This window comes from Paraburkholderia fungorum (assembly GCF_046027215.1).
GTDB classification, from domain to species: Bacteria; Pseudomonadota; Gammaproteobacteria; order Burkholderiales; family Burkholderiaceae; genus Paraburkholderia; species Paraburkholderia fungorum_D.
The window spans coordinates 741,415-766,921 of the sequence record NZ_JAQQEN010000001.1 but is presented as its reverse complement, the minus strand read 5'-3'; the positions used below and the strand labels follow the sequence as shown (position 1 = coordinate 766,921).

Below are 25,507 nucleotides of genomic sequence, written 5' to 3'. Positions count from 1 at the left end.
CGGGCGCCATCACGCGTCAGAACGGCGAAGCGGGGAAGTAGTATTCCTTGGCATTTTCCTTGGTGACGAGCACCGACGGCACGATCGTCGTCGCCGGCAGCTTTTCACCCTTCAGGCGCGCCTCAGCCGTGAGTTTGATTGCGTCGTAGATGAATTTCGGCGAATACGTGACGTCGGCGTTGATCAGCTTGTCGCCATCCATCACACGCTTGATCATCTCTTTCGAACCCGCGCCGCCCAGCACTTCCTTGATGTCAGTACGCTTGGCCTGATCGATCGCCTTGAGCACGCCCACCGACATGTCGTCATCCGCGGACCACACTGCGTCGATGTGCTTGAAGCGCGTCAGGTAATCCTGCATCACCTTGAATGCGTCGTCGCGGTTCCAGTTGGCGTATTTGGCGTCGAGCACCTTCACGCCAGGGCACGCCTTCAACGCGGCGGTAAACGCGGTGTAGCGTTCGTTATCGAGCGTGGTCGGAATGCCGCGCAACGCGACGATGTCGCCCTTGCCGTTCAGCGATTTGCAGAAGTACTCGCCGGCGAGCCGGCCAAACGCGGTGTTGTCGCCCGCCACATACGCATCCTGTGCGCTAGTGTCGGTGAGCCCGCGATCGACCACCGTCACGTAGATCCCCTTCTTCTTCACCTGCGCAACCGGTTGCGTCAGCGAGGCCGATTCATGCGGGAAGATCACGAGCGCGTTGATCTTGTTGACGGTCACCATGTCCTGCAGCTGGTTCGCCTGCTCCGGTGCGCTCGCCGAGGTCTTCAGGATCACTTTCAGGTCGGGATGCGCCTTCTCCATATCCTCTTTGGCTTTATTGGCCCACCAGTCGATGCCGCCCGTAAAACCGTGATCCGCGGTCGGTATCGCCACGCCCAGAATCACCTTGTCGTCGGCGCGCGCCGCGCCCGCCGTGCCCAGTATCCCCAACGCCAGCACGCCGGCGCTGATCGCTCGAATGACCTGCTTCATGTTGTGTCTCCTGTGTCGACCAGAGTTGGCCTTGTAGCGGTTACTCCGGAACCATGCGAGATGGTTGCTGGTTATGAGGCCCTCACGCGCCCCGCATTGCTGGACTGCTTTTCTACCCACCCACTTCCACCACTTACCGTCGTCCGCGCTGCAGAAACGCCACGACGATAATCACGGCGCCCTGCACCGCAGCGTTCAGATACACGCTGATGATGCTGGTCAGATTGAGAATGTTGGCGATCACGGACAGCAGGATCGCGCCGATGACGGTGCCCACCACGCGCCCTTCGCCGCCTTTAAGCGCGGTGCCGCCGACCACCACTGCCGCGATCGCTTCCAGTTCCCACAAAATTCCGGTGGTGGGTGTCGCGGAACCGAGGCGCGGCACATACAGCACCGTCGCGACGCCCACGCAGATACCCAGGAGCACGTACGTGACGATCTTCACCGTATCGACACGAATTGCCGCGTAGCGCGCCACCTGTTCATTTGAGCCGATTGCCTGCACATGCCGTCCAAATGCGGTGCGATTCAGGATCAACGCACCACCGGCGGCAACCACCAGAAAAACCCAGATCGGCACCGGCACGCCGAGCAGACTGGCGTAATAGACGGGGCTGTAGAGATCGGTCAACGAATTGTTGAGCGTGAGCGCGCCGCCATCCGCGAGCCACGTCAGCACTGCGCGAAAAATGCCGAGCGTGCCCAACGTGACGATGAACGGTTCGATCCGCCCTTTGGTGATCAGCAGGCCGTGCGCCCAGCCAAACAGTCCACCGAGCACCAGCGCGACCACCATGCCGAGCGCGATGATCATCAACGGCGAAAACGTGTGGCCGCCGACGCCCGCCGAAAGCCCGTTCATCAGCCAGATCATGCTGCCCGCGATCAGCGCCGCCATCGAACCGACCGACAGATCGATACCGCCCGAGATAATGACAAAGGTCTCGCCCACCGCGATGATGCCGATAAACGACGTGCGCGTAAGCACGTTCATCATGTTGTCGACGGTGGCGAAATCGTGATTGAGCAACGTGCCGGCGATGCACAGCACGACCAGCCCCGCGAGCGGACCAAGCCCGTAGAGATGGTGCGCGAGACGCATCGCGCGGCCGGATTGCGCAGCTTCAGTGGGTGCCGGTCGCATGAGCGATCAACTCCTCTTCGGTCAGGTGATCGAGATCGAGCGTCGCCTGCAGACGCCCCGCGCGCATCACGGCGACGCGATGGCATAAGCCGATCAGTTCGATCAGTTCGGATGAAATGACGATCACCGCGCGGCCCTGCGCGGCGAGACGGTGAATCAGGAAATAGATGTCGCGCTTCGAACCGACGTCGACGCCGCGCGTCGGTTCGTCGAGCACGATCACGTTGGGATTGGGCTGCAGGAATTTGGCGAGCGCGAGTTTCTGCTGGTTGCCGCCGGAGAGCATGCGCGCGCGGCTCGACAGATCGCCGGTGCGGATGCCGAAATCGCTCACGGCCTGGGCCAGCGCCGCGCGCCCCGCCTTCAGATCGAGCAGCGGATGCGTGTAGCGTTCGAGCGTCATCAACGTGAGGTTGTCCTGAAGATTCAGATTCACATGCAGGGCCTTGCCCTTGCGGTCTTCGCTCAGATACGTGAGGCCATGGCGCATCGCATCGCGTGGTTTCTTGAGGTCCACTGCCTGGCCGCCAATCTCTATGCGACCTGCCGTGCGCCTGCGCAAGCCCAGGATCGCCTCGAAGGCCTCGGTACGCCCTGCACCGACGAGGCCGGCAAAGCCCAGCACTTCGCCCGCGCGCACCTCGAAGCTCAACTCCTCGACCCAGTCCGGCACGACGAGGCCATTCACTTTCAGCGCAATGGGCGCATCGGCGGGCACAGCCACCTTGTCCGGGAACATGTCGGAGAGGTCGCGACCTACCATCAAATTGGCCATCTGCTGGCGCGCGAGTCCTGACGTTTCGCCACGCGCGACGAAGCGGCCGTCGCGCATCACGATCACCTCGTCGGTAATGTGTTCGACCTCATCGAGCTTGTGCGAGATGTAGATCAGGGTGACGCCCTCCGCCTTCAACTTTTTCATCAGCGTGAAGAGGCGCTCGGTTTCGGACGGCGTGAGCGTGGCGGTCGGCTCGTCCATGATCAGCAGACGCGCGTTGCGCGACAGCGCCTTGGCGATCTCCACCATCTGCTTCTCGGCGACGATCAGGTCGCGCACCTTGGTATCCGGCGGCTTCGCAAGCCCCACTGCCGCCAGGTAGCGCTTCGCCTCGCTGCGCATCGCGGCATCGTCGACCATCCAGCCGCGGCGCTTTTCGTGGCCGAGGTACATGTTCTGCGCAATCGACATGTGCTCCGCCAGATTGAATTCCTGGTGGATCAGCACAATGCCCGCCGCTTCCGCATCACGCGAACTGGTGAACTGCTGCGCGTGGCCGTCGATCAGTAACGTGCCGGTGGTCGCGGACTCGTAGCCGGAGAGGATTTTCATCAGTGTCGATTTGCCCGCGCCGTTCTCGCCGAGCAAGCCGTAAATACGCCCTGGCGCAAGGTCGAAACTCACCCCATGCAGCACGCGCACTGGCCCAAAGTCTTTGCGGATGTCGTCGAAACGGACGGCGAGGCTCATGACTTATGCGCTCCCGCGGATCACGAGCCGATGCGGCAGCAGCACGCCCGGCACGTTCGCCAAAGGATTTGCGAGCCGTTGCAGCAGCAGGCGCGCAGCCGTTTCGCCGAGTTCGCGCATCGGCTGGGCAATGGTGGTGAGTGGCGGATCGATTTGCGCGGCAAGCGAAATATCGTCGAAGCCGACTACCGCGATATCGTCCGGCACGCGTTTGCCGACACTGCGCAGGCCGTGGATCACACCGATCGCGAGCGTGTCGGACACCGCGAAGATCGCGCTCGGCGCCTGCGGTTGCTGCACCAGCACGGCCGCGGCCGACGCGCCCGCTTCGTAGTCGAGACTGTTCAGGTTCATCCGCCAATGCTCGTGCGGCGTAATGCCGGCCTCGGCCAGCGCGTCCAGATAGCCCTGCTGACGCTGCCGCGCATAGAGGTAGTCCACGTCCGAATTGATCAGCCCAATGCGCCGATGACCGCGCGCAAGCAGATGCCGCACGGCGTCGCCTGCCGCGCGGTAATTGTCGATGCCCACATACGGCACGCCCACCGCCGGGTCGAACTCGCAGCAGGCCACCCAGGGCAGCGCACTGGATGCTTCGCCGAGCGCCTGTTGAATGGCCGCCGGATCGAGACAGATCGCGCCGTCCGCGCGGCGGCGCCGCAGCAGGTCGAAGTAGCTGCGCTCGCGGCCCGGATCGGCGCCGGTGTCGCATAGCAGCATGAAGTAGCCGTGCTGGCGCGCGACGCTATCGATGCCGCGCACGATCTCCGCATAGAACGGGTTGCCGACGTCGGGCACCATGGTCAGCAGCAGGCGGCTTTCCGCCGTGCGCAGATTGCGCGCGAGTTCGTTGACGCGATAGCCGCTGGCGTCGATGGCGGCCAGCACCTTGTCGCGAGTCGCGGGCCGCACGTTCTCGTGGCCGTTCAGCACACGCGATACCGTCGCCACCGACACCCCCGCCTGCTGCGCCACGTCGGCAATCGACATGCCTTCGGCCGGACGCACCGGCTGAACCTCGGTCAGCCGACGCGCCCCGGACGTGTCCGCAGACAACGCTTTGGGCAGCGATTTGGACAAGTGAACCGGCCTCGAAAATGTAATCGATTACATTTTTGAGCGATGGGAGCGGGAATCGCAAGGACAGATGGCTAGGGATTAACACGGGGGCGCTCAGGGTGCGCCGGGGGGGTGCCGGATGTGCGCCAGGGCTGCGGCGAAGCCGCGCGGTGCCCGCAACGGCGTGGATTGACGCCGTCATTTGGTACAATCCCGCAGTTACCCTGCGTGGCCCTCGTGCTGAGTAATGCGCCGAGGCCGCCGGTCAGTGGCAAAAAATCGCCAAACTCGCCAAACCAAACCGCCGAACCCCACCATGAACATCGAGCAAGCGCGTTTCAACATGATCGAACAGCAGATCCGCCCCTGGGAAGTGCTCGACCAGGACGTGCTGAATCTGCTCTCGATCGTCAAGCGTGAAAACTTCGTCCCCGCTGTGTACCGCGATCTGGCCTTCGTCGACTTCGAAGTGCCGCTGCCGGCTGGCCAGCACATGCTGGCGCCGCGCATCGAGGCGCGCGTGCTGCAGGAACTGGCGGTGAAGAAACACGAGAGCGTGCTTGAAATCGGTGCGGGCTCGGGCTACATGGCCGCGTTGCTCGCGCATCGCGCGCAGCACGTGCTGACGGTCGATATCGAACCGGAACTGGCTGAACTGGCCAGAAACAACCTGATCGCCAACGGCGTGCTGAACGCCGAAGTCACCACCGGCGACGCTTCGCGCGGCTGGGCCGACGCTGCGCCTTACGACGTGATCTGCGTGTCGGGCGGCCTGCCCGTGCTGCCGCAGGAAATCCTCGAACAGCTGAAGGTCGGTGGCCGTCTGGCAGCTTTCGTCGGCGCCGCGCCGGTCATGAAGGCGCAGATCATCACGCGTATCGACGACAAGCAATTCCGTATTGCCGACGTCTTCGAAACGTATATCGAGCCGTTGCTGAACGCTGTGCAGCCGCCGCGCTTCAAGTTTTGATTTGCGTATTTCGCACGTTTCACGTTTATCCGTGCGGTGGGTTTGCCGCCGCAACCTGAACTGGATGTCTTGCCGATGCAAAATCTGTCCGCTCCCGCGCTCGCCGAATGGCTCGCCGATCAATCGCGTCCCGCTCCCGTGCTGCTCGACGTGCGCGAGCCGTGGGAAATCCAGACGGCGTCGATCGCCGGCGCCGTATTGATTCCGATGCGCGAGATTCCCGCCCGCAGCGAAGAACTCGACGACGACGCACAGATCGTCTGCGTGTGCCATCACGGCGCGCGCAGCGCCCAGGTCGCGATGTTCCTCGAATCGCGCGGCCATACCAACGTTTTCAATCTGCAAGGCGGGATCGACGCGTGGTCGCGCCAGGTCGATCCGTCGGTTCCCACTTACTGACCGCACGGTCCCATGATGCGCCGGCGGGTGCCGGTCCTCGCGGCTGCTCTGGCGCTCGGCTGCGCGTTTGGCGGTGCGCTTCCCGCGCAGGCCGTCGGCCTCTCCCAGCTCTACGACGAAGCGCTTTCAAGCGACGCGCAACTGCAAAGCGCGCGCGCCGCACTCGCGGCCAATAGCGAAGAGCTGCCGCTCGCCCGCGCCAAACTGCTGCCGCAAGTCTCCGCGTCGCTCACCGCGAACCGCCAGAACACCGATTTCGGCGGCGGCTTTCCGGCGTCCTATGGCAATAGCAATGGCTACGTGATTTCGCTCACGCAGCCGCTGATTCACGTGGATAGCTGGTATGGCTACGCGCAGGGCAAGCTCGCGGTCGATTCCGCGCAGGCGTCGTTTGCACAGGCGCGTCAGGATCTGATCGTGCGGCTCGGCCAGGCTTACTTCGACGCGCTCACCGCGCAAGATAGTCTTGCGATTGTGCGTTCGCAGAAGACCTCGATCGCGCAGCAGCTCGAATCGGCCAAACGGTCCTTTGAAGTCGGCAATACGACGATCACGGATACCAACGAAGCGCAGGCCAAATACGATCAGGCGATTTCGCAGGAAATCGCCGCGCAGAACGATCTCGCGGTGAAGCTGGCCGCGTTGCAGCAGATCGTCGGGCATCCGGTCGAGCGTGTCGACGGACTCGTCGCCAGTGCGCCGCTGCCGCCACCCGTTCCTGCCGACATCAACCAGTGGGTCGACGCGGCAAGCGACGCCAACTATCAGGTCGTGCTCAAACAGATCGCGCTGGATAGCGCGCAACGCGAGACGTCGAAGGCCAAGGCCGGCCATCTGCCGACTGTCGATCTGGTCGCGAGCCGCTCGCGCAGCAGCCTCGGCGCGGCCGGCGCGGGCAACTTCGGTGGCAATTTCGGTGGCGGCTTTGGCAGCGGCGCGAATACGCCGGCGCCCGGCACGCCGGCGCTCGCCGCGGAACTGGGCAACCTGGGGTCGACATACACCAACAGCACGATCGGCGTGCAGGTCACGATTCCCATCTTCGCGGGCGGCGCGACGCAAAGCCGTGTGCGCCAAACGCTCGCGCTGGAAGACCAGGCCGCCGCCGATCTCGACACCGCCCGGCGCAACGCGGCACTGACCGCGCGCCAGGCGTTTCTCGGCGTAGTAAGCGGATTGGCGCAGGTGCGTGCGCTACAGACCGCGGAGCAGTCCGCGCGTACCTCGCTCGAATCGAATCTGCTTGGCTATCAGGTCGGCGTGCGCATCAATATCGATGTGCTCAATGCACAAGACCAGCTGTTTTCGGCACGCCGCGATCTGGCGAAGGCGCGCTATGACACGTTGATCAATAGCCTGAAGCTGAAGGCCTCCACCGCGAATCTCACCGATCAGGATGTGCTGCAGTTGAGCGCGTTGCTATCGCCCGTCGATGACGGCGCGTTGACCGCGCTGCCGCATGTTCCTGCCGTGCCGCATCCGGGTGTCGCGGCAAAAGGTGCCGCCGGCAAACTCGGGCGGCGGATGATGCCGAACGGCGCGGCGCCTCAGTAGGCGTCGTTTGGCTTCCGTCCTTTTGTCCATTCGGCCGGGCAATGCCTGCCCGCGCGCCTGCTCATCGCCGGCTTACGCTGCGCCTTGTCTGCGCTTTGCAACTTGAGACAGGTTGCAACAATCCTGACTCGATGCTTTCATTGAGCCCCTTCCCGTTGTCGTCAAGGAAATTTCCTACGGTTTCCTGATCATCCCGCAGGCAACATGCTCCGACCGTTTTTTCCCCGGAGCAGTGTGATGAGACTCGTGAAGATCGCGATGCTGACGGCCATGCTGTCGCCGCTTGCGTCGTATGCAACCTTGGGCGGAGCGCCGAGCGCCGGCACAACCACGTCCAGCCCCACTCAATCCATGTTGCGTGCCGCGCCGCAATCCGCCGCAGGCGCCGTAACCGCTGCCGCCGCCACGCCGTACACCACACGTGAATCGCGCGACGCCAACGGCGTCACGATCCGCGAATACGTGCTGCCGTCCAACACCGTGTTCGCCGTTGCCTGGGAAGGTCCGATCCGTCCGGACATGACTGCGTTGCTCGGCAGCTATTTTCCCAACTTCGTCGCCGCTGGCGAAAGCCGTGCGCGCGGTACCGGTCCGCTGATCGAAGGCAACGGTGACTTCCGCATCGAGTCAGCCGGGCGTCTGGGGCATTTCTTCGGCATGGCGTATCTGCCGCGCCTGATGCCGGCGAACGTCCGCCCGGGCGATCTCAAGTAATACGGCCCATCGATTTCGCGGAAGACAACAAGATGAAGACAATCAACAAGACATTCTGGCTCGCGCTGGTGGCGCTTGGCCTGACGCTGTCCGCGTGTGGCGGCGGAGGTGATGGCAACGGAAGCAAGAACAATGGCTCAATCGCCTGGTCCGCGGATCCCGACTGGATCAAGAAGCCAGATGGCTCGGGCGGTTCGGGGAATTCGGGGAATACCTCCAGCAACGGCAGTAACACGGTGCCGATTCGGGTCGACAACTCGATGGGCAGCATCAACATGCTGTCCGCGACAATCACCGTGTGCGTCCCCGGCACGCAAGGCGCAAACCAGTGCACGACGGTCGACCGCATGCTGGTGGATACGGGATCGGTGGGCGTACGCATCATGGCCAGCGCGCTGCCCACACTCGCTTCCCAGTTGCTCACGCAAGTCGGCGCCGTGGACGACGCAAGCGGCGTTGCGCCAGTCGCGGAATGCATGCCGTTTGGCTCCGGCACGACCTGGGGCACGGTGAAACGTGCCGATATCAAAATCGGCAGCCGCACCGCAAGCAACATCCCTATTCAGCTGGTTGGCGACGGCGCGTACAACATCCCATCGGACTGCGTCGCGCACGGTGGCCCGGACCTCAGCACCGCCGAAAGACTTGGCGCCAACGGGATTCTCGGCATCGGCTACGGCACCTATGACTCGAAAGATGCGTTGACTACCGCCCTGCCGGGGAATTACTACTATTGCACGGCCGCCAACGCTTGCTTCAACACGCGCATGCTGATGAACAAGGAGGTAATCAATCCGGTCGCTGCTTTCTCGAGCGATAACAACGGCACGATCATCCGCTTGCCGAAGCTGCCTGCGGGCGGCCAGGCGAGTGTCACGGGCGAACTGGTGTTCGGTATCAGCACGCAGTCGAACAACGCATTGCCATCGAATGTGAAGGTTCTGGCGTTGGATGAATACGGCGAATTCACGACCCAGTATCAAGGTCAGGTGTTCAACTGGAGCATGATCGACAGCGGCACCAACGGGTTCGCGTTCCCGGACGATTCGATTCCTACCACGTCGAACTGGTACACGCCGTCGACCGCGCTGAACCTGGCCGCCACGATGGAGGCCACTAACGGCAAGGGGACACCCGTCAATATGCCTTTCACGATCGACAGCGCCTTCCGCTTGTTGGCGAACGGCTACGCCGCTTACGACAACGTCGGCTGGTACGAGTCCAAATCGAAAATGTTCATGTGGGGTCTGCCGTTCTTTTACGGCCGCAGTGTGTATACGACCGTCGGCAGCGACACGATCGGTAAGCAGAGCGGACCGTTTGTCGCGTTCTGACGAATGCCAGCGGGCGGACAGTGTTGTGAGACACCGTCCGCCCGGGGTCGTTTCTGACTCCCGCTTAGGACTTTTCAGCACCTCTCATTAATCGCCCGCAGGCACCATGCTCCGACCTGTTTTCCGGAGCAATGTGATGAAATTTGTGAAGATCGTGCTGACGGTGTCGGCTCTTTTTCCGCACGCGTCGTATGCGGCGTTGGGTGGTGCACCGGGTGCCGGTTCGGCCCCGAAGTCCCTGCTCCAGTCTGCAGCGCCTGCCTCCTCTGCTGCATCCACCGCGGCTTATACCGTGCGTGAGTCGCGTGACGCCGACGGTGTCAGGATTCGCGAATACGTGCTGCCTTCTAACGTCGTGTTTGCCGTCACGTGGCAAGGGCCGGTGCGCCCCGACATGGTCGCGTTGCTTGGCAGCTATTTCCCGAACGCAGTCGCGGCAGGCACCGGACGCGCGCGCGGCACCGGCCCATTGATCGAACGCAACGGCGATTTTCAGATCGAGTCCGCGGGCCGGGCTGGAAACTTCTTCGGCAAGGCAGTTCTGCCGCGCCTCGTCCCCGTCAATGTCCGTGCTGAAGATCTGCAGTGATGCGGCGCGTCTATTTCACGAAACACAAGAAACATGAAGACTCTCAATAAGAAACTTTGCCTCGCGCTGCTGACGGCCAGCGTGGCTCTCTCGGCCTGCGGTGGTGGTGGTGGTGGCGAGGATGGCAGTTCGAACGCGACCAAGGATAATGAGAAGCCGGCGACGCCGAGTCCGGTTCCGACCCCTGCTCCGAGTCCGAGTCCGAGTCCTACTCCGACTCCTGCACCGACTCCGAGTCCTACTCCGACGCCGCCCCCAACTCCGACTCCAACGCCGACGCCGACGCCGACGCCAACTCCGGCTCCGGCTCCGACGCCGACGCCGACTCCGTCTCCGACTCCGGCTCCGGCTCCGACTCCGGCTCCGACTCCGACTCCGACTCCGACTCCGACTCCAACGCCAACGCCGACTCCGGACGCTGACGTGAACACTGTGCCAATCGTCGTCGATCGGACGATGGGCGAGACCAACATGCTCTACGTGAGCGCAACCATATGCCTCCCCGGCTCGCAAGGCGGCACCCAATGCTCGACAGTCGATCACATGCTGCTCGACACTGGTTCAGTCGGCGTGCGCGTGATGGCAAGCGCGCTGGGTTCGACACTCGCGTCCCGCTTGCCGGCACAGACCGGAGCTTCGAAGGATCCGACCGGAGGCGCTCCAATTGCCCAATGCGCGCCTTTCATGGGCGGCTACACGTGGGGCTCGATCAAACGAGCTGACGTGACAATCGGAGGCAAGACAGCAGGCAATCTGCCGGTCCAGTTGATTGGCGACGGCACATATGCGATGCCGGCGGAGTGCAATTCCCGCGGCATGATTGGTCTCAATACGGCGGCCGCGCTTGGCGCCAACGGCGTGATCGGCATCGGCCATACGACGCGCGACTTTCCGCTCGCGGCGCGACAAGTATTGCCGGCGACCTACTACTACTGCCCCTCCACGGGCTCGTGCACGGGCACGAGCGTACCGCTCGATACGCAAGTCATGAATCCTGTCGCCGACTTTACCTCCGACAACAACGGCACGATTATCCGTTTGCCGGCATTACCCGCAGACGGTCAGACGACGGCCACGGGTGAGCTCGTGTTCGGCGTCGGGACGCGTCAGAACAACGCGCTGCCGTCGACGGTGAATATCGTGCCGGTGGATCAGAACGGATTCTTCACGACCGTGTACAAGGGCATCGCACTCACCGGCGTGTTCGACAGTGGCACGAATGTGTATTACTTTCCGGATGGCACAATCCCCTACACGGGCGTCTGGTATACACCGTCGTCCCCTCTTAGCCTGTCCGCCGTTTTGAAGGCTAGTAGCGGAGCCAGCACTCCCGTCACAGTGCCGTTCTCGGTCGGCAACGGACTCAGCTTGCGAGCAAACCTGAACGCAGCCTACGACAATCTCGGCGCGAGACTTTCCGGAGGTTTCATGTGGGGTCTGCCGTTCTTCTTCGGCCGCAATGTGTACACCGTGCTGGAAGGCGCGAAGATCGGCACGCAGACCGGGCCGTTCGTCGCGTTCTGAACTCAACAATGGTATGCGCGTAATACAAGAGGCCGGCGCCGCGAGGCGCCGGCCTCTTAACTTGCAGACCGTCTTGGCGTCCGGGAACACTGTCCCGCCCAGCCCCACACCGTCTCCCTCAACACCTCCGCCACCGTCCCAACGATCTCCTCGATCTGCGCTTCTTCAATAATCAACGGCGGCGAAAACGCCAGAATGTCCCCCGTAAAACGCGTCAACACCCCTTCTCAAAGCACCGCACAAACACATCATAAGCACGCGCGCCTGGCGCTCCAGTACGCGATGCCAACTCCAGCCCACCCGCCACTCCAGGATTACGCACATCGATCACATGACGTGCGTCGCGCAGCTTGTGAATCTCGCGCTCGACATATCCGGCAGATCGGCGGTGGTGTACTCATTCATGTTGTGCCTCCTCGCGTGAGTGGTCTTCCAGCCTAGCCAGAGCGCGGCGCATGCACAAAGGGGCGGCGGTCATGCACCGCCGACGCCCGCTGGCGGATAGGCACGCTTCGTTGCGGCGCGATACGCACCTGAATAAGGCGCGCAGCCCGCAACTGCACCAATCTTGCGCCGCACGACGCATCGCTCGCGCGGCCCGCTACCGCGCCGCAGCACGCAAGACGCGGAGTTTCCGTCGAAATCGCAACATGGCATGTGGCTTGCAGTACACAAGCGGCAAGTCATGCGGGACAAGCCCTGCTGGCTGAAAACGACGCCCATAAACACTCACCATCAATGGCAAGGGGATGCACATGAAACGTCGCAGTCTGTTGAAGTTTGGCTCTATGTCGGGCGCACTGGCGCTCGCCGGTCAGGTTCCGTTTGCCCGGGCGCAGGACAGCGGTCCGATCAAGGTGGGTATTCTGCATTCCCTGTCTGGGACGATGGCGATCTCGGAGACGTCGCTCAAGGACACCGCGTTGATGACCATCGCGGACATCAACAAGAACGGCGGCATCATGGGCCGCCAACTGCAGCCGGTGGTGGTCGACCCGGCATCGAACTGGCCGCTGTTCGCCGAAAAGGCACGCCAGTTGATCACCCAGGATAAGTGCTCCGTGGTGTTCGGCTGCTGGACCTCGGTATCGCGCAAATCCGTGCTGCCGGTATTCGAGGAGCTCAATGGGCTGCTCTTCTACCCGGTGCAGTACGAAGGCGAAGAAATGTCGCGCAACGTGTTCTACACGGGCGCGGCGCCGAATCAGCAGGCGATTCCGGCGACCGAATACCTGATGAGTGCCGAAGGCGGCGGCGCCAAGCGCTTCTTCCTGTTAGGCACTGACTACGTGTATCCGCGCACGACCAACAAGATCTTGCGCGCGTTCCTCAAGTCCAAAGGCGTCCAGGAGGCGGATATTCAGGAGGTCTACACGCCGTTCGGCCATAGCGACTATCAAACCATCGTCGCGAACATCAAGACCTTCTCGCAAGGCGGCAAGACCGCGGTGATCTCGACCGTCAACGGCGATTCGAACGTGCCGTTCTACAAGGAACTCGGCAACCAGGGGCTGAAGGCATCCGACGTGCCGGTCGTCGCGTTCTCGGTGGGCGAAGAGGAGCTGCGCGGCATCGATACGAAGCCGCTGGTCGGCAACCTCGCGGCATGGAACTACTTCATGTCGCTGAAGAACCCGACCAATACCAAGTTCAAGGCGCAGTGGGCCGAATGGGTCAAGTCGCAGAATCTGCCTGGCGGCACCAAGCGCGTGACCAATGACCCGATGGAAGCGACCTTTGTCGGCATCCATTTGTGGAAGCAGGCTGTGGAAAAGGCAAAGAGCACGGACGTGGACAAGGTGCGCGTCGCGATGGTCGGCCAGCAGTTCGCCGCGCCGTCAGGCTTCGTTCTGGAAATGGACGGCAATCACCATCTGCACAAGCCGGTGATGATCGGTGAAGTGCGCGCCGACGGCCAGTTCAACGTGGTGTGGCGGACCAAGACCGCGATTCGCGCGCAGCCGTGGAGCCCGTTCATCGCCGGCAATTCGAGCAAGCCGGATATCGTCAGTTCGATTCCGGCGTTCCTGAAACGCTCGCGAGTTGCCTGACAGGACTGCAGCACTCCAACGGCGCGGCAGCGGTGCTGACTTAACCAGTCAGCGCGCTGCCGCGCCGGCCTGCCGGTACTTCTTCAAAGGCCACTATGGCGCTTTCATTCCTCACGTTCGCCCGGCGCAACATCGGCAGGCTCGCGCTTGCGCTCCTCGCTAGCGCGCCGCTGGTCGCCTTTGCGCTGACGCCGGCCGATGTCACGCCGCTCGCCGGCGATGACTTCGACGCGAAATCCGCGGCCATCGACAAGCTGATTGCCAACCACGACAAGGAATCGTTGGCCGTGCTGAAAGCCCTGTCCGAAGACAGCGCGCTCGCCACGGATGCCGGCGCGGTGCTGCTGCAGGACGGCGACACGGCCCGCGATGCCGTCACCGGCAAAACGGTCGCAGCGGGTGACGCGCAACCCGTCACACTGAACAATCTGTTGCGCTCGAAGGTAGCGGGCGCGCTGTCGGGCCTGCAACTCGATTCACCCGATACGGCCGCGCGCGCCGCCGCCATTACGGCGCTGCTGCAAAATCCCGATCCGTCGATCAAACCGCTCGTCGACGCGGCTCGCGCGAAGGAAACCGATCCCGCGCTGAAGAAGCGCCTCGACACCTTGTGGGCCATGACCGCATTGCACGACGCCGATCCGGCCAAACGCCTCGAAGCCGTGCAACTGGTCGCCGCGCGGCATGATCTCGACATGAACGAACTGCTGCGCCCGCTCGTCGCGAAGAAGCCGGATGGCCGCTTCAACGAAGCCGACGACCGCGTGCGGGCTGCTGCGCAAAGCGGCATCGACGAACTCGACACAATCCAGCGCCGCAGTCAGATTGCGGGCACCTTGTTCGCCGGTTTGTCGCTGGGCAGCGTGCTGTTGCTCGCCGCCCTGGGCCTTGCGATCACATATGGTCTGATCGGCGTCATCAACATGGCGCATGGCGAATTCCTGATGATCGGCGCGTACGCCACGTATGTCGTGCAGAACCTGTTTCAACGTTTCGCGCCCGGCGCGTTCGACTGGTATCCGCTGCTCGCGGTGCCGGCGTCGTTCGCCGCTGCCGGGCTGGTCGGCATCGTGCTCGAACGGCTGGTGCTCAAGCATCTGTACGGCCGTCCGCTTGAAACCCTGCTCACAACCTTCGGCGTCAGTCTGATCCTGATCCAGGCGACGCGCATGCTGTTCGGCGCGCAAAACGTGCAGGTGATCAACCCGGCGTGGATGAGCGGCGGTGTCACCGTCCTGCCGAATCTGATCCTGCCGTACAACCGGCTCGCGATTCTGGCGTTTTCGCTGATCGTGGTCGGCATAGCATGGGCCGTGCTGACCAAAACACGCCTGGGCCTCTTCGTGCGCGCCGTGACGCAGAACCGCCGGATGGCGGCGTGCGTCGGTGTGAAGACCGCGCGGGTGGATTCGTATGCGTTTGCGTTCGGTGCCGGCATCGCCGGCCTGGGTGGCTGTGCGCTGTCGCAGATCGGCAATGTCGGTCCGGACCTCGGCCAGAGTTACATCATCGATTCGTTCATGGCCGTGGTGCTCGGTGGTGTCGGACAACTCGCCGGAACGGTGATCGGCGGCTTTGGCCTCGGACTCGTCAGCAAGGCGATCGAACCGTTCTGGGGCGCGGTACTCGCGAAGATCGCGGTGCTCGTGCTGATCGTGTTGTTCATCCAGAAGCGTCCGCAGGGCATGTTCGCCCTCAAGGGCCGCAGCGCGGAGGCATGAGATGACATCGGCAACCTCATCGGCTCATATCGGCGCAGCGAGCGGGGGCGCCACCGCCGAACGCGAAGCGCAGTCCGGCTTCGCGCTCGGCTTGCCGCCGCGTCCCGCGTTACTGTCGCGCCGTGCATGGCTCGCGTTGATCGCGCTGATCATCGTATTCGGTCTCGGCGTGCCGTTCGCCACGCTGGTGGTGCCGGAGAGCAGCGCGCTCCATCTGTCCGCTTACGCGACGACGATCGCCGGCAAGTTCATGTGCTATGCGATTGCCGCGCTCGCGCTCGATCTCGTGTGGGGCTACTGCGGCATTCTGAGTCTGGGACATGCGCTGTTCTTCGCGTTGGGCGGCTACGCGATCGGCATGTACCTGATGCGTGCGATCGGCCACGACGGCAAATACGGCAGCGACCTGCCCGACTTCATGGTGTTTCTCGACTGGCATCAGTTGCCGTGGTACTGGCAAGGCACACAGCATCTCGGCTATGCGTTGCTGCTGGTGGTGCTGGTGCCGGCGGTAGTCGCATGGGTGTTCGGCTTCTTCACGTTCCGTTCGCGGGTGAAGGGCGTGTATCTGTCGATCATCACGCAAGCCATGACGTTTGCCGCGATGCTGCTGTTCTATCGCAACGAGACCGGCTTTGGCGGCAATAACGGCTTCACCGACTTTAAACGCATCGGCGGCTTTCCGATTACGCATCCGGGCACGCGCACTGCCCTCCTGCTGATCACGTTCGCGGTACTGATCCTGGCGTTTATCGGTGCGCGCGCGATCGTCGCGTCGAAGCTTGGGCGCGTGGTAACCGCAGTGCGCGACGGCGAGACGCGTTTGATGTTCCTCGGCTATAGCCCGCTTGCGTACAAGCTGTTCGTGTGGACGGTGTCGGCGGTTCTGTGTGGCATTGCCGGTGCGTTGTATGTGCCCCAGGTCGGCATCATCAACCCGGGTGAGATGTCGCCGGGCAACTCGATCGAAATGGCGATCTGGGTCGCCGTGGGTGGGCGCGGCACGTTGATTGGACCGATCATCGGCGCATTCGCGGTGAATGGCGCAAAGAGTTTTTTCACGGCGAATTTCCCTGAATACTGGCTGTTCTTTCTCGGCCTGATTTTCGTGCTGGTCCCGCTGTTATTGCCGAACGGCATCATGGGGCTGATTGAGGTTGTGATGCGCAAGGGCAAACGCTCATGAACGAAAACCCGATGGTTCCTGATCTTGCGTTGCCTGAAGAACCCGCAGAGCATTCATTGAGCGGTGTCGCCAGCATGGGGCACGCGGTGGTGCCGGGTGAGATTGACATTTCGCACGGGACGATTCTGTACCTTGAAGACGTGACCGTCAGTTTCGATGGGTTTCGCGCGTTGAACGCGCTGACTTTATCGATCGAAGCGGGTGAGTTGCGTTGCATCATCGGTCCAAACGGCGCGGGCAAGACCACGATGATGGATGTCATCACCGGGAAGACCGAGCCGGATTCCGGCAAGGTTTTTCTGGGGCAGTCGATCGATCTGACGCGGATGAATGAGCCTTCGATTGCGCGAGCCGGGATTGGGCGCAAGTTTCAGAAGCCGACTGTTTTTGAACAGCATCCTGTTTGGGAGAACCTTGAGTTGGCCATGAAGGCTGACAAGGGATGGTGGGCTTCGTTACGCGCGCGATTGGATCGCGACGCGCAAGCGCGGATTGAAGAGACGTTGGCTTTGATCGGGTTGGAGAGTGAGGCGCGGCGGCTTGCCGGTGAGCTGTCACATGGACAGAAGCAGCGGCTCGAGATCGGCATGTTGCTGATGCAGCAACCGGCACTGCTTTTGCTCGATGAGCCCGCGGCAGGCATGACCGATGATGAGACGATGCAGCTAGCCCAACTGCTCAATCATTTGCGTGGGACATGTTCGATGATGGTTGTTGAACATGATATGGAGTTTGTGGCGGCTCTTTCGGGCGAAAAGGGAAAAGTGACGGTGATGGCTGAAGGGCGGGTTCTCGCCCACGGCACGCTTGACGAGGTGAAGAGAGATGAGACGGTAATCGAGTCTTACCTCGGGCGGTAACGGCCGCAATCAAACCAGAGCCGCAAAAAGCCACCAGAATTCAAGGATCGACCGACATGCTAGAAGTGGAAAACCTGAACCAGTACTACGGCGGCAGCCACATCCTCCGCGACGTGAAACTCACCGTGCCCGACGGCAAGCTCACCGTCTTGCTGGGCCGCAATGGTGTCGGCAAAACAACACTGCTCCGATGCCTGATGGGCGTTGTCCAGACCAGGAGCGGCTCGATCGCCTGGCGTGGCACACCGATCACCAAACTGCCAACCTACTCGCGTGTAGAAAGAGGCCTCGCCTACGTTCCGCAAGGTCGCGACATCTTCCCGCGGCTGACGGTGGAAGAAAATCTGTTGGTCGGCGCGGCCAGCAAAAAAGCCCCGAAGAAAATCCCGGACCGCATCTACGAACTGTTCCCAGTCCTGAAGGATATGCGCAGCCGCCGCGGCGGCGATCTCTCCGGTGGTCAGCAACAACAACTTGCGATCGGCCGCGCACTGATGAGCGATCCGCAATTGCTCATCCTCGATGAACCCACCGAAGGTATCCAGCCTTCGATCATTCAGGATATCGGCCGGACGCTGCGTCAGCTGGTCGAAGAAATGGGCATGACCGTGCTGCTCGTCGAACAGTATTACGACTTCGCCAAAGAAATCGCTGATCGGTATTGGGTGATGAGCCGTGGTGAAATCGTCGCGGGCGGTGAAGGCGCGAACATGGATACGGATGGTGTGCGTGCGCTGATCGCGGTCTGACGCGTATCGGACACGCGGCGGCACAGCTAATCTGCGTGCTATTCTCGCCGCATCCGCTGGCAACGCGGCCAATCGCGGCCTGGCGTCCACGGCAGCACGCGTTGTCATGGCCGTAACCGCACCCATTGGCGCGCCCACCCGCCCGTCCTTCGTACTTCCATTCGTATGTCGCTTCACGAAAATTACGCTGCACTCGCCACCGCACAACCCACTGCGCACTCGCAATGGCGTGCGCGACTCGAACTCGGTTTCGTCAGAGACGGCGAACGGACCACGCTCAAGCATCGGCTGCATGATGGTCCGTTGCGCGTGCAACGGCCGCTCTATCCGGAAGGCCATGCGATCTGCCATGCGGTGATCGTGCATCCGCCGGGCGGGATCGCGGGCGGCGATCAACTCGATATCGACGTGGGCGTCGGCGACAACGCGCATGCCGTCATCACCACGCCTGGCGCGACCAAGTGGTACAAGTCCAACGGCCGTGCGGCACGGCAGAATATTGCGGTGCGCGTCGGCCCTCAGGCGAAGCTCGACTGGCTGCCGCAGAACAATATCGTTTTCGATCACGCCAATGCGATGCTGGATTTTTCGCTGACGCTTGGCGAGGGTGCGACCGCGATTGGGTGGGATGCGACTCAGCTTGGGCGGCAAGCTGCCGGTGAACGCTGGACGGCCGGCCATTTACGCGCGGTGTCGCGGATCGTTGGGGCGGATGGTGAGGCTCTGTGGCTCGAACGTGCGAGTCTTGCTGCAGAGGATTCGTTGCGGGATGCGGCGCAAGGCCTTGCCGGGTTTCCTGCGTATGGGACGCTTTGGGCGGTTGGGTCGGCCTGTAATGATGCGCTCGCTGAAGGGCTCACCGCCCAGTTGCCGTTCGATGATTCGTTGCGGGCGGCGGCTTCTTGCGTCACCGAGGGCGTTTTGCTCGTGCGTGCGGTTTCGCGGTCGATGGAAACGCTGCAGCGCGCTTTGACTCAATGCTGGCTTCAGTTGAGGCCTGTTGTGCATGGGGTTGAGGCTGTGCCTTTGAGGATATGGGCGACGTAGTCCCGAGGTTTGGTTGTGGGCCTTTCGGCTTTGGCCTTTCCTTGCTTTGTTAGTGGTCTATGAGCGACTTCATCGGATTCAGGAAATAAATTGGCTACTCTATATTTTGAGTTATTCGCTGACGTCACCGCCGCACACCCATACATTGCTGTCCATCTTTTTGAAGATGGCGAGTCTTACGACCCTGGCAAGTTCAATCCCTTCATGGAGCTTGCAGTTGAAAAGGACAACAATCTGGTTCTTACCGTCTACAAGACCGACAAGGCCCAGTCCTTGACTGTCGAACAATGGGACGAAATTTCGAGGCGCGCACGCGCCTATCACGCGGAAGTCCTCGCCAGCGGAGAGGAGTGGTAACGCGGCGGGAATGATGAAAGTGGATGGCGCGAGAAATCGCGCCTTTTTTATGCCTCAGGTTGTGTGCTACCGCACTGACATATCCGCGCGAGTGACACAGTAGTCATTCTTCCGGCGGCGCTGCGCGCGTTGTAGCGGTACTTCATCCAGCGCGATGCCTTTATACGCAAGAGTGCTTTGCGGAGGCTTCAACCGCCTTTCACCTTCGTAAGACCGCGCGCGCACCAACATGAATCGCACCAACACCCCAATTAGGTGCACAACTCCCCTTCCTCACCGCAAACCCATGCTGCACCGTCATGGCACACACCTTGCGTCGAGAACCCCCACGATGCTGCCGCGCCCTGACGGCAGCCGACCACCGCCACCACCGCTCGCATAACATGAATCGATCGATCCTTCGCCCCGCGCGTCGCGCCTGGCTCGCCGCACTGCTGCTCTCGCCCGTCCTCGCCATCAACGCGCCCGCCGCTCACGCGGATACGCTCGATAACATCGCCAAAGCAGGCGTACTGAAAGTCGCCGTCCCGGAAGACTATCCGCCGTTCGGTTCGGTTGGCGCGGACATGAAGCCGCAAGGCTATGACATCGATACCGCCGCCCTGCTCGCGAAATCGATGAACGTGAAGCTCGAACTCGTGCCGGTCAATAGCGCAAACCGCATCCCCTATCTGCAGACCAGCAAGGTCGATCTCGTCATCTCGTCGCTCGGCAAAACGCCTGAGCGCGACAAGGTCATCGATTTCTCGACGGCCTATGCGCCGTACTACCAGGGCGTGTTCGGGCCCGCCGACATCAAGGTCACTAGCCCCGCAGACCTCACCGGCAAGACAGTCGGCGCCACCCGCGGCGCGCTCGAAGAAATCGGTCTCACGCAAATGGCACCGAATGCCACCATCAAGCGCTTCGAAGACAACAATGCGACCATCGCCGCGTTTCTGTCCGGGCAGGTGCAGTTGATCGCCGCCGGCAATATCGTCGCCGCCGCAATCCTCGCGAAGAATCCGCCGCGTCGTCCGGAACCGAAGTTCGTTATCAAGAACTCGCCGTGCTTCGTCGGCATGAACAAGAACGAAGCGCGCCTGCAGCAGAAAGTGAACGCCGCCATCGCCCAGGCCAAACAGGACGGCACACTCAATGCGATGTCGAAAAAGTGGTTCGGCGCGCCGTTGCCAACGGATCTGTAAGCGCATCGTTAGCCGGACTTGATACCGTGGCTGGCTTATCCGGCATTGCATTCGTTGTGGACTCATCCCGTGCATAGCATGCGATCACGACCATGACGCGCAACGCCTATCATTGTCGCAGCCGGCCCCGCTCGGAACCGGCGCAACCCTACGCACACATTCGATGAAGCTGACACCTCGCGAAAAGGACAAGCTGCTGATCTTCACCGCCGCGCTGCTCGCCGAACGGCGCCGCGCGCGCGGTCTCAAACTGAATTATCCGGAAGCGGTCGCCTTCATTACCGCCGCGCTGATGGAAGCAGCCCGCGACGGCAAAACGGTCGCCGAGGTCATGCACTACGGCACCACGCTGCTCACGCGCGCCGATGTCATGGAAGGCGTGCCGGAGATGATCCCCGACATCCAGGTCGAAGCCACCTTCCCCGACGGCACCAAGCTCGTCACCGTTCATCACCCAATCCCTTAATCGAAACAAGGCAGGCCCCATGATTCCCGGCGAACTCCTCATCGACGACGGCGAACACGAACTCAACGCGGGCCGCGCCACCGTCACGGTGGTCGTGTCGAACACAGGCGACCGCCCGGTGCAGATCGGCTCGCACTATCACTTCTATGAAGTGAACGAGGCGCTCTCGTTCGATCGCGAAGCGGCGCGTGGCTTCCGGCTCAATATCGCAGCCGGCACCGCCGTGCGCTTCGAGCCCGGTCAGGAACGCACCGTCGAGCTGGTCGAACTGGCGGGCGAGCGCGTCGTCTACGGCTTCAACGGCAAGATCATGGGCAAGCTTTGATGCGCCACCCGCGTGCGCCTGCTCTGACCGCCCTGCTCATTTCCGGACCCACACCATGACATTACGCATTGGCCGCCGCGCATACGCGGAAATGTTCGGCCCCACGACCGGCGACCGCGTGCGTCTCGCCGATACCGAGCTGCTGATCGAAGTCGAACGCGACTTCACGACCTACGGCGAAGAAGTGAAATTCGGCGGCGGCAAAGTGATTCGCGACGGCATGGGTCAGTCACAACGCGTACACGCCGAGGTCGTCGATACGGTCGTGACGAATGCGGTGATTCTCGACCACTGGGGCATCGTCAAGGCCGACATCGGCATCAAGAATGGTCGCATCCACGCAATCGGCAAAGCGGGTAATCCGGACATTCAACCGAACGTGACGATCGCAATCGGCGCATCCACCGAAGTGATCGCGGGCGAAGGCCTGATCGTGACGGCGGGTGGTATCGACACGCACATCCACTTCATCAGCCCGCAGCAGATCGAAGAAGCATTGGCGAGCGGCGTGACGACGATGCTCGGCGGCGGCACCGGTCCGGCGACGGGCACGAACGCGACGACCTGCACGCCCGGTCCGTGGCATCTCGAACGCATGCTGCAAGCGGCCGATGGTTATCCGATGAATCTCGGCTTTCTCGGCAAAGGCAATGTGAGCCAGCCGCAGCCCGCGCTGGAGCAGATCGCCGCGGGGGCGATCGGTTTGAAGCTGCACGAAGACTGGGGCACGACGCCGGCCGCGATCGACAACTGCCTCTCGGTCGCCGACGACACCGACACGCAAGTCGCGATTCACACGGATACGCTGAACGAGGCGGGCTTTGTCGAAACAACCGTGGCCGCGTTCAAGGGCCGCACGATTCACACGTATCACACCGAAGGCGCGGGCGGCGGCCACGCGCCGGACATCATCAAGGTGTGCGGCGAAGCCAACGTGCTGCCCTCGTCCACGAATCCAACCCGCCCGTACACCGTCAATACGCTCGAAGAGCATCTGGACATGCTGATGGTGTGCCACCACCTGGACCCGTCGATCGCGGAAGACATCGCCTTCGCCGAGTCGCGGATTCGCCGCGAAACCATCGCCGCGGAAGACATCCTGCACGACCTCGGCGCGTTGTCGATGCTCTCGTCGGATTCGCAGGCGATGGGCCGCGTGGGCGAAGTGATCATCCGCACATGGCAGACCGCCCACAAGATGAAGGTGCAACGCGGCGCGCTGCCCGAAGACAACGCGCGGCACGACAATTTCCGCGCGAAGCGTTATGTCGCCAAGTACACGATCAACCCGGCCATCACGCACGGCATCGCGCATGAAGTTGGTTCGATCGAGCCCGGCAAATGGGCGGACCTGGTGTTCTGGGAACCGGCGTTCTTCGGCATCAAGCCGTCGCTGATCCTGAAGGGCGGCATGATCGCGATGGCGCAGATGGGCGACCCGAACGCGTCGATTCCGACACCGCAGCCGGTGCACTATCGCGAGATGTTCGCAACGCGCGGCGGCGCATTGGGACGCACGTCGCTGACCTTCGTGTCGCAGATGGCCGCCGACGCGGGCGTCGGCGAACGTTATGGCCTGAACAAGCGTATCGTGGCCGTGAAGAACTGCCGCAAGATCACGAAGGCCGACATGATTCACAACGCGTGGCGCCCGGCGATCAGTGTCGATCCGGAAACGTATCAGGTGATCGCCGACGGCCAGTTGCTGACCTGCGAACCCGCAACGGTACTGCCGATGGCGCAACGCTACTTCCTGTTCTAAACCATGCGCACACTCGACAAACTGATCGCTCCGCATCTGAAGCTCGCACCTGTTCTGGTAAAGCGCGCGCCAACCTTGACGCTCGCTTTCGACGACCGTCGCAAGAGCCGTCTCGCCGTCACGCTCGATAACGGTGAGGAAGTCGCGCTGCTGCTGCCACGAGGCACGGTGCTGCGCGACGGCGATGTGCTGGTCGCCGACGACGGCGCTTTGGTACGCGTGATCGCCGCGCCCGAGGCGGTGCTCTACGTCCGTGCCAACGATGCGCTGACGCTCACGCGCGCCGCGTATCACCTCGGCAACCGGCATACGCCGGTGGAAGTCGGCGCGGATTATCTGAAGCTGGAATACGACCCGGTGCTGGCCGATATGCTCAAGCGCATCGGCGCCAGCGTCGATCAGGTATCGATGCCGTTCCAGCCGGAATCCGGCGCGTACGGCGGCGGTCACAAGCATGGTCACGACGAGACGTTCGCAGAAGACTATGCGTTAGCGCAGCAGGTGTTTGGCGAGCATCACGGGCACTCACATGAGCATGGGCATGAACATGTGCATGACCAATCGCACGAACACGGTCATCACCACGCGCAGGGGCACTCACATGATCATGCCGAGGACCACGGCAACGATCATTCGCACGATCACAAAGACGCCGATCACGTCCACGACGAATCGTGCGGCCATGGCCATCATCATCACCATGCGCATCGCTGAACTCACGGCCCTGCTGCATCTCGCCTCGCCGGCACTGCCGATCGGCGCGTTCAGTTACTCGCAGGGTCTCGAAGCAGCGATCGAAGCGCAACTGATCACCGACGCCAATTCCGCGCGCGCGTGGATCGCCAGCGGTTTGCGCGACGTGCTCGCGCACGGCGAACTGCCGTTTCTCGCGCACCAGATGGAACGCTGGCGTACCCATGACGCGGCCGGTTTGAGCGAGGCGAACAGCGAGTTCCTGGCGAGCCGCGAGTCGGCGGAGTTACGACGCGAGACGGAACAGATGGGTTGGTCGCTGCGGCAGTTGTGCGCATCTTTGGAATGGGGCGATGCCGAAAGGCGCGCCACATTGGCTTCGATGACGCCGCTGGCACAACCAACCGCTTTCGCGTTTGCCGCCTTCGCACACGACGCCGCGCCCGACGCCGCCCTCGCCGCTTACGCCTTCAGCTGGGTGGAGAACCAGGCCGCCGCTGCATTGAAAGCGGTGCCGTTAGGCCAACTCGCCGGACAACGCATCATCGTCGCATTGCGCGAGCCGATTGACGCAGCCGTCACGCGCGCGCTGGCCACTTCGCCCGGGGATATCAATACTTTCGCGCCGCAACTGGGCATCCTGTCGGCACGTCACGAGTCGCAGTACTCGCGGCTCTTTCGCTCATAAGAAGATCCATCATGAACGCACCTCATCACCCCGCTCACCCGCCCGTCCGTACGAAGAAGTTGCCGCCGCTGCGCGTGGGCGTCGGCGGCCCGGTTGGCTCCGGCAAGACCACGCTGCTCGAAATGCTCTGCAAGGCGATGCGCGAACAGTACGACCTTGTCGCAATCACCAATGACATCTATACGAAAGAAGATCAGCGTCTGTTGACCGTGGCGGGCGCGTTGCCGGCCGAGCGGATCATGGGCGTCGAAACGGGCGGCTGCCCGCACACAGCGATCCGCGAAGACGCATCGATCAATCTGGAAGCCGTCGACCGGATGCTCACGCGCTTTCCTGATGCCGACATCGTGTTCATCGAATCGGGCGGCGACAATCTCGCGGCGACGTTTAGCCCGGAGTTGTCGGACCTGACGATTTACGTGATCGACGTCGCGGGCGGCGAGAAGATTCCGCGCAAGGGCGGCCCCGGCATTACCAAGTCGGACCTGCTCGTGATCAACAAGACGGACCTGGCGCCGATGGTCGGCGCGAATCTCGAGGTGATGGCTTCTGACGCGAAGAGGATGCGCGGCGACCGGCCCTTCGTGATGAGCAATCTGAAGGCGCTCGACGGGCTGGATGAGGTGGTGAAGTTTATCGAGAAGAAGGGGTTGTTGAAGGTGTGAAGTCGGGGCACCT

Annotated in this window: 25 protein-coding genes and 1 pseudogene; 21 read left to right on the top strand and 5 right to left on the bottom strand. The window is 62.3% G+C overall.

Translation table 11 applies throughout. The features are described from left to right. Positions 1-16 precede the first annotated feature (16 nt). From PQR27_RS03435 to PQR27_RS03420, 4 genes are all read right to left on the bottom strand, one after another. Complete coding sequence (locus PQR27_RS03435) at positions 17-979, bottom strand: substrate-binding domain-containing protein (RefSeq protein WP_408522317.1); 963 nt, start codon at positions 977-979, stop codon at positions 17-19. A 133-nt stretch (positions 980-1,112) separates the two neighbouring features. Beyond that, entirely contained in the window at positions 1,113-2,126 is a 1,014-nt protein-coding gene (locus PQR27_RS03430) for an ABC transporter permease (RefSeq protein WP_408522316.1), read from the bottom strand. Next, positions 2,107-3,594, bottom strand: coding sequence for a sugar ABC transporter ATP-binding protein (locus PQR27_RS03425; protein WP_408522315.1), 1,488 nt, complete (start codon positions 3,592-3,594; stop codon positions 2,107-2,109). Before PQR27_RS03425 ends, PQR27_RS03430 begins: the two co-directional genes overlap by 20 nt. 3 nt (positions 3,595-3,597) lie before the next feature. Beyond that, entirely contained in the window at positions 3,598-4,584 is a 987-nt protein-coding gene (locus PQR27_RS03420) for a LacI family DNA-binding transcriptional regulator (protein ID WP_408525392.1), read from the bottom strand. Between the two features lie 385 nt (positions 4,585-4,969). Between PQR27_RS03420 and PQR27_RS03415 the strand changes: the two genes are divergently transcribed. The 7 genes from PQR27_RS03415 to PQR27_RS03385 all read left to right on the top strand — a co-directional run bounded on the left by PQR27_RS03415 (position 4,970) and on the right by PQR27_RS03385 (position 11,737). Further along, positions 4,970-5,623, top strand: a complete 654-nt coding sequence (locus PQR27_RS03415) for a protein-L-isoaspartate O-methyltransferase family protein (protein ID WP_408522314.1) — start codon at positions 4,970-4,972, stop codon at positions 5,621-5,623. Positions 5,624-5,698: 75 nt separating this feature from the next. Beyond that, positions 5,699-6,022, top strand: a complete 324-nt coding sequence (locus tag PQR27_RS03410; RefSeq protein WP_408522313.1) for a rhodanese-like domain-containing protein — start codon at positions 5,699-5,701, stop codon at positions 6,020-6,022. Positions 6,023-6,034: 12 nt separating this feature from the next. Next, positions 6,035-7,576, top strand: a complete 1,542-nt coding sequence (locus PQR27_RS03405) for a TolC family outer membrane protein (RefSeq protein ID WP_408522312.1) — start codon at positions 6,035-6,037, stop codon at positions 7,574-7,576. 237 nt (positions 7,577-7,813) lie between these two features. Then, entirely contained in the window at positions 7,814-8,290 is a 477-nt protein-coding gene (locus PQR27_RS03400) for a DUF2844 domain-containing protein (RefSeq protein ID WP_408522311.1), read from the top strand. 32 nt (positions 8,291-8,322) lie between these two features. Beyond that, a complete protein-coding gene (locus tag PQR27_RS03395; protein ID WP_408522310.1) occupies positions 8,323-9,624 on the top strand; it encodes a DUF3443 domain-containing protein in 1,302 nt (433 codons plus the stop codon). A 136-nt stretch (positions 9,625-9,760) separates the two neighbouring features. Continuing rightward, the gene (locus PQR27_RS03390) at positions 9,761-10,213 is read left to right on the top strand and encodes a DUF2844 domain-containing protein (RefSeq protein ID WP_408522309.1); all 453 of its coding nucleotides are present in this window, start codon (positions 9,761-9,763) and stop codon (positions 10,211-10,213) included. Between the two features lie 423 nt (positions 10,214-10,636). Next, the gene (locus tag PQR27_RS03385) at positions 10,637-11,737 is read left to right on the top strand and encodes a DUF3443 domain-containing protein (RefSeq protein WP_408522308.1); all 1,101 of its coding nucleotides are present in this window, start codon (positions 10,637-10,639) and stop codon (positions 11,735-11,737) included. Between the two features lie 56 nt (positions 11,738-11,793). Here PQR27_RS03385 and PQR27_RS03380 read toward each other — a convergent pair. Next, positions 11,794-12,122 (bottom strand): annotated as a pseudogene (locus PQR27_RS03380) (hypothetical protein); the annotation flags it as partial. 370 nt (positions 12,123-12,492) lie between these two features. Between PQR27_RS03380 and urtA the strand changes: the two are divergent. From urtA to ureG, 14 genes are all read left to right on the top strand, one after another. Further along, on the top strand, positions 12,493-13,788 hold the full coding sequence (gene urtA / locus PQR27_RS03375) for an urea ABC transporter substrate-binding protein (protein WP_408522307.1): 1,296 nt from the start codon (positions 12,493-12,495) through the stop codon (positions 13,786-13,788). A gap of 95 nt (positions 13,789-13,883) precedes the next feature. Next, positions 13,884-15,509, top strand: coding sequence for an urea ABC transporter permease subunit UrtB (gene urtB / locus PQR27_RS03370; RefSeq protein WP_408522306.1), 1,626 nt, complete (start codon positions 13,884-13,886; stop codon positions 15,507-15,509). A gap of 1 nt (position 15,510) precedes the next feature. Beyond that, a complete protein-coding gene (urtC, locus tag PQR27_RS03365; protein ID WP_408522305.1) occupies positions 15,511-16,695 on the top strand; it encodes an urea ABC transporter permease subunit UrtC in 1,185 nt (394 codons plus the stop codon). Then, positions 16,692-17,555 carry an urea ABC transporter ATP-binding protein UrtD gene (gene urtD / locus PQR27_RS03360; RefSeq protein ID WP_408522304.1) on the top strand — a complete coding sequence of 288 codons (864 nt, stop codon included), beginning with the start codon at positions 16,692-16,694 and terminating at the stop codon, positions 17,553-17,555. Before urtC ends, urtD begins: the two co-directional genes overlap by 4 nt. A gap of 56 nt (positions 17,556-17,611) precedes the next feature. Beyond that, a complete protein-coding gene (gene urtE / locus PQR27_RS03355; protein WP_408522303.1) occupies positions 17,612-18,304 on the top strand; it encodes an urea ABC transporter ATP-binding subunit UrtE in 693 nt (230 codons plus the stop codon). Positions 18,305-18,469: 165 nt separating this feature from the next. Further along, positions 18,470-19,351 (top strand): urease accessory protein UreD, encoded by an 882-nt coding sequence (locus tag PQR27_RS03350; RefSeq protein WP_408522302.1) that lies wholly within the window; start codon positions 18,470-18,472, stop codon positions 19,349-19,351. Between the two features lie 90 nt (positions 19,352-19,441). Then, the gene (locus PQR27_RS03345) at positions 19,442-19,708 is read left to right on the top strand and encodes a hypothetical protein (protein ID WP_408522301.1); all 267 of its coding nucleotides are present in this window, start codon (positions 19,442-19,444) and stop codon (positions 19,706-19,708) included. Between the two features lie 383 nt (positions 19,709-20,091). Beyond that, complete coding sequence (locus PQR27_RS03340; RefSeq protein ID WP_408522300.1) at positions 20,092-20,895, top strand: transporter substrate-binding domain-containing protein; 804 nt, start codon at positions 20,092-20,094, stop codon at positions 20,893-20,895. Positions 20,896-21,058: 163 nt separating this feature from the next. Further along, positions 21,059-21,361 (top strand): urease subunit gamma, encoded by a 303-nt coding sequence (ureA, locus tag PQR27_RS03335; RefSeq protein WP_154565940.1) that lies wholly within the window; start codon positions 21,059-21,061, stop codon positions 21,359-21,361. Positions 21,362-21,380: 19 nt separating this feature from the next. Further along, positions 21,381-21,686, top strand: coding sequence for an urease subunit beta (locus tag PQR27_RS03330; protein ID WP_408522299.1), 306 nt, complete (start codon positions 21,381-21,383; stop codon positions 21,684-21,686). Positions 21,687-21,741: 55 nt separating this feature from the next. Beyond that, complete coding sequence (gene ureC, locus PQR27_RS03325) at positions 21,742-23,448, top strand: urease subunit alpha (protein WP_408522298.1); 1,707 nt, start codon at positions 21,742-21,744, stop codon at positions 23,446-23,448. Between the two features lie 3 nt (positions 23,449-23,451). After that, on the top strand, positions 23,452-24,162 hold the full coding sequence (gene ureE / locus PQR27_RS03320; protein ID WP_408522297.1) for an urease accessory protein UreE: 711 nt from the start codon (positions 23,452-23,454) through the stop codon (positions 24,160-24,162). Beyond that, complete coding sequence (locus PQR27_RS03315) at positions 24,149-24,829, top strand: urease accessory protein UreF (RefSeq protein WP_408525391.1); 681 nt, start codon at positions 24,149-24,151, stop codon at positions 24,827-24,829. The genes ureE and PQR27_RS03315 overlap by 14 nt, the downstream gene beginning before the upstream one ends. Positions 24,830-24,840: 11 nt before the next feature. After that, complete coding sequence (ureG, locus tag PQR27_RS03310) at positions 24,841-25,494, top strand: urease accessory protein UreG (protein WP_408522296.1); 654 nt, start codon at positions 24,841-24,843, stop codon at positions 25,492-25,494. Positions 25,495-25,507 lie beyond the last annotated feature (13 nt).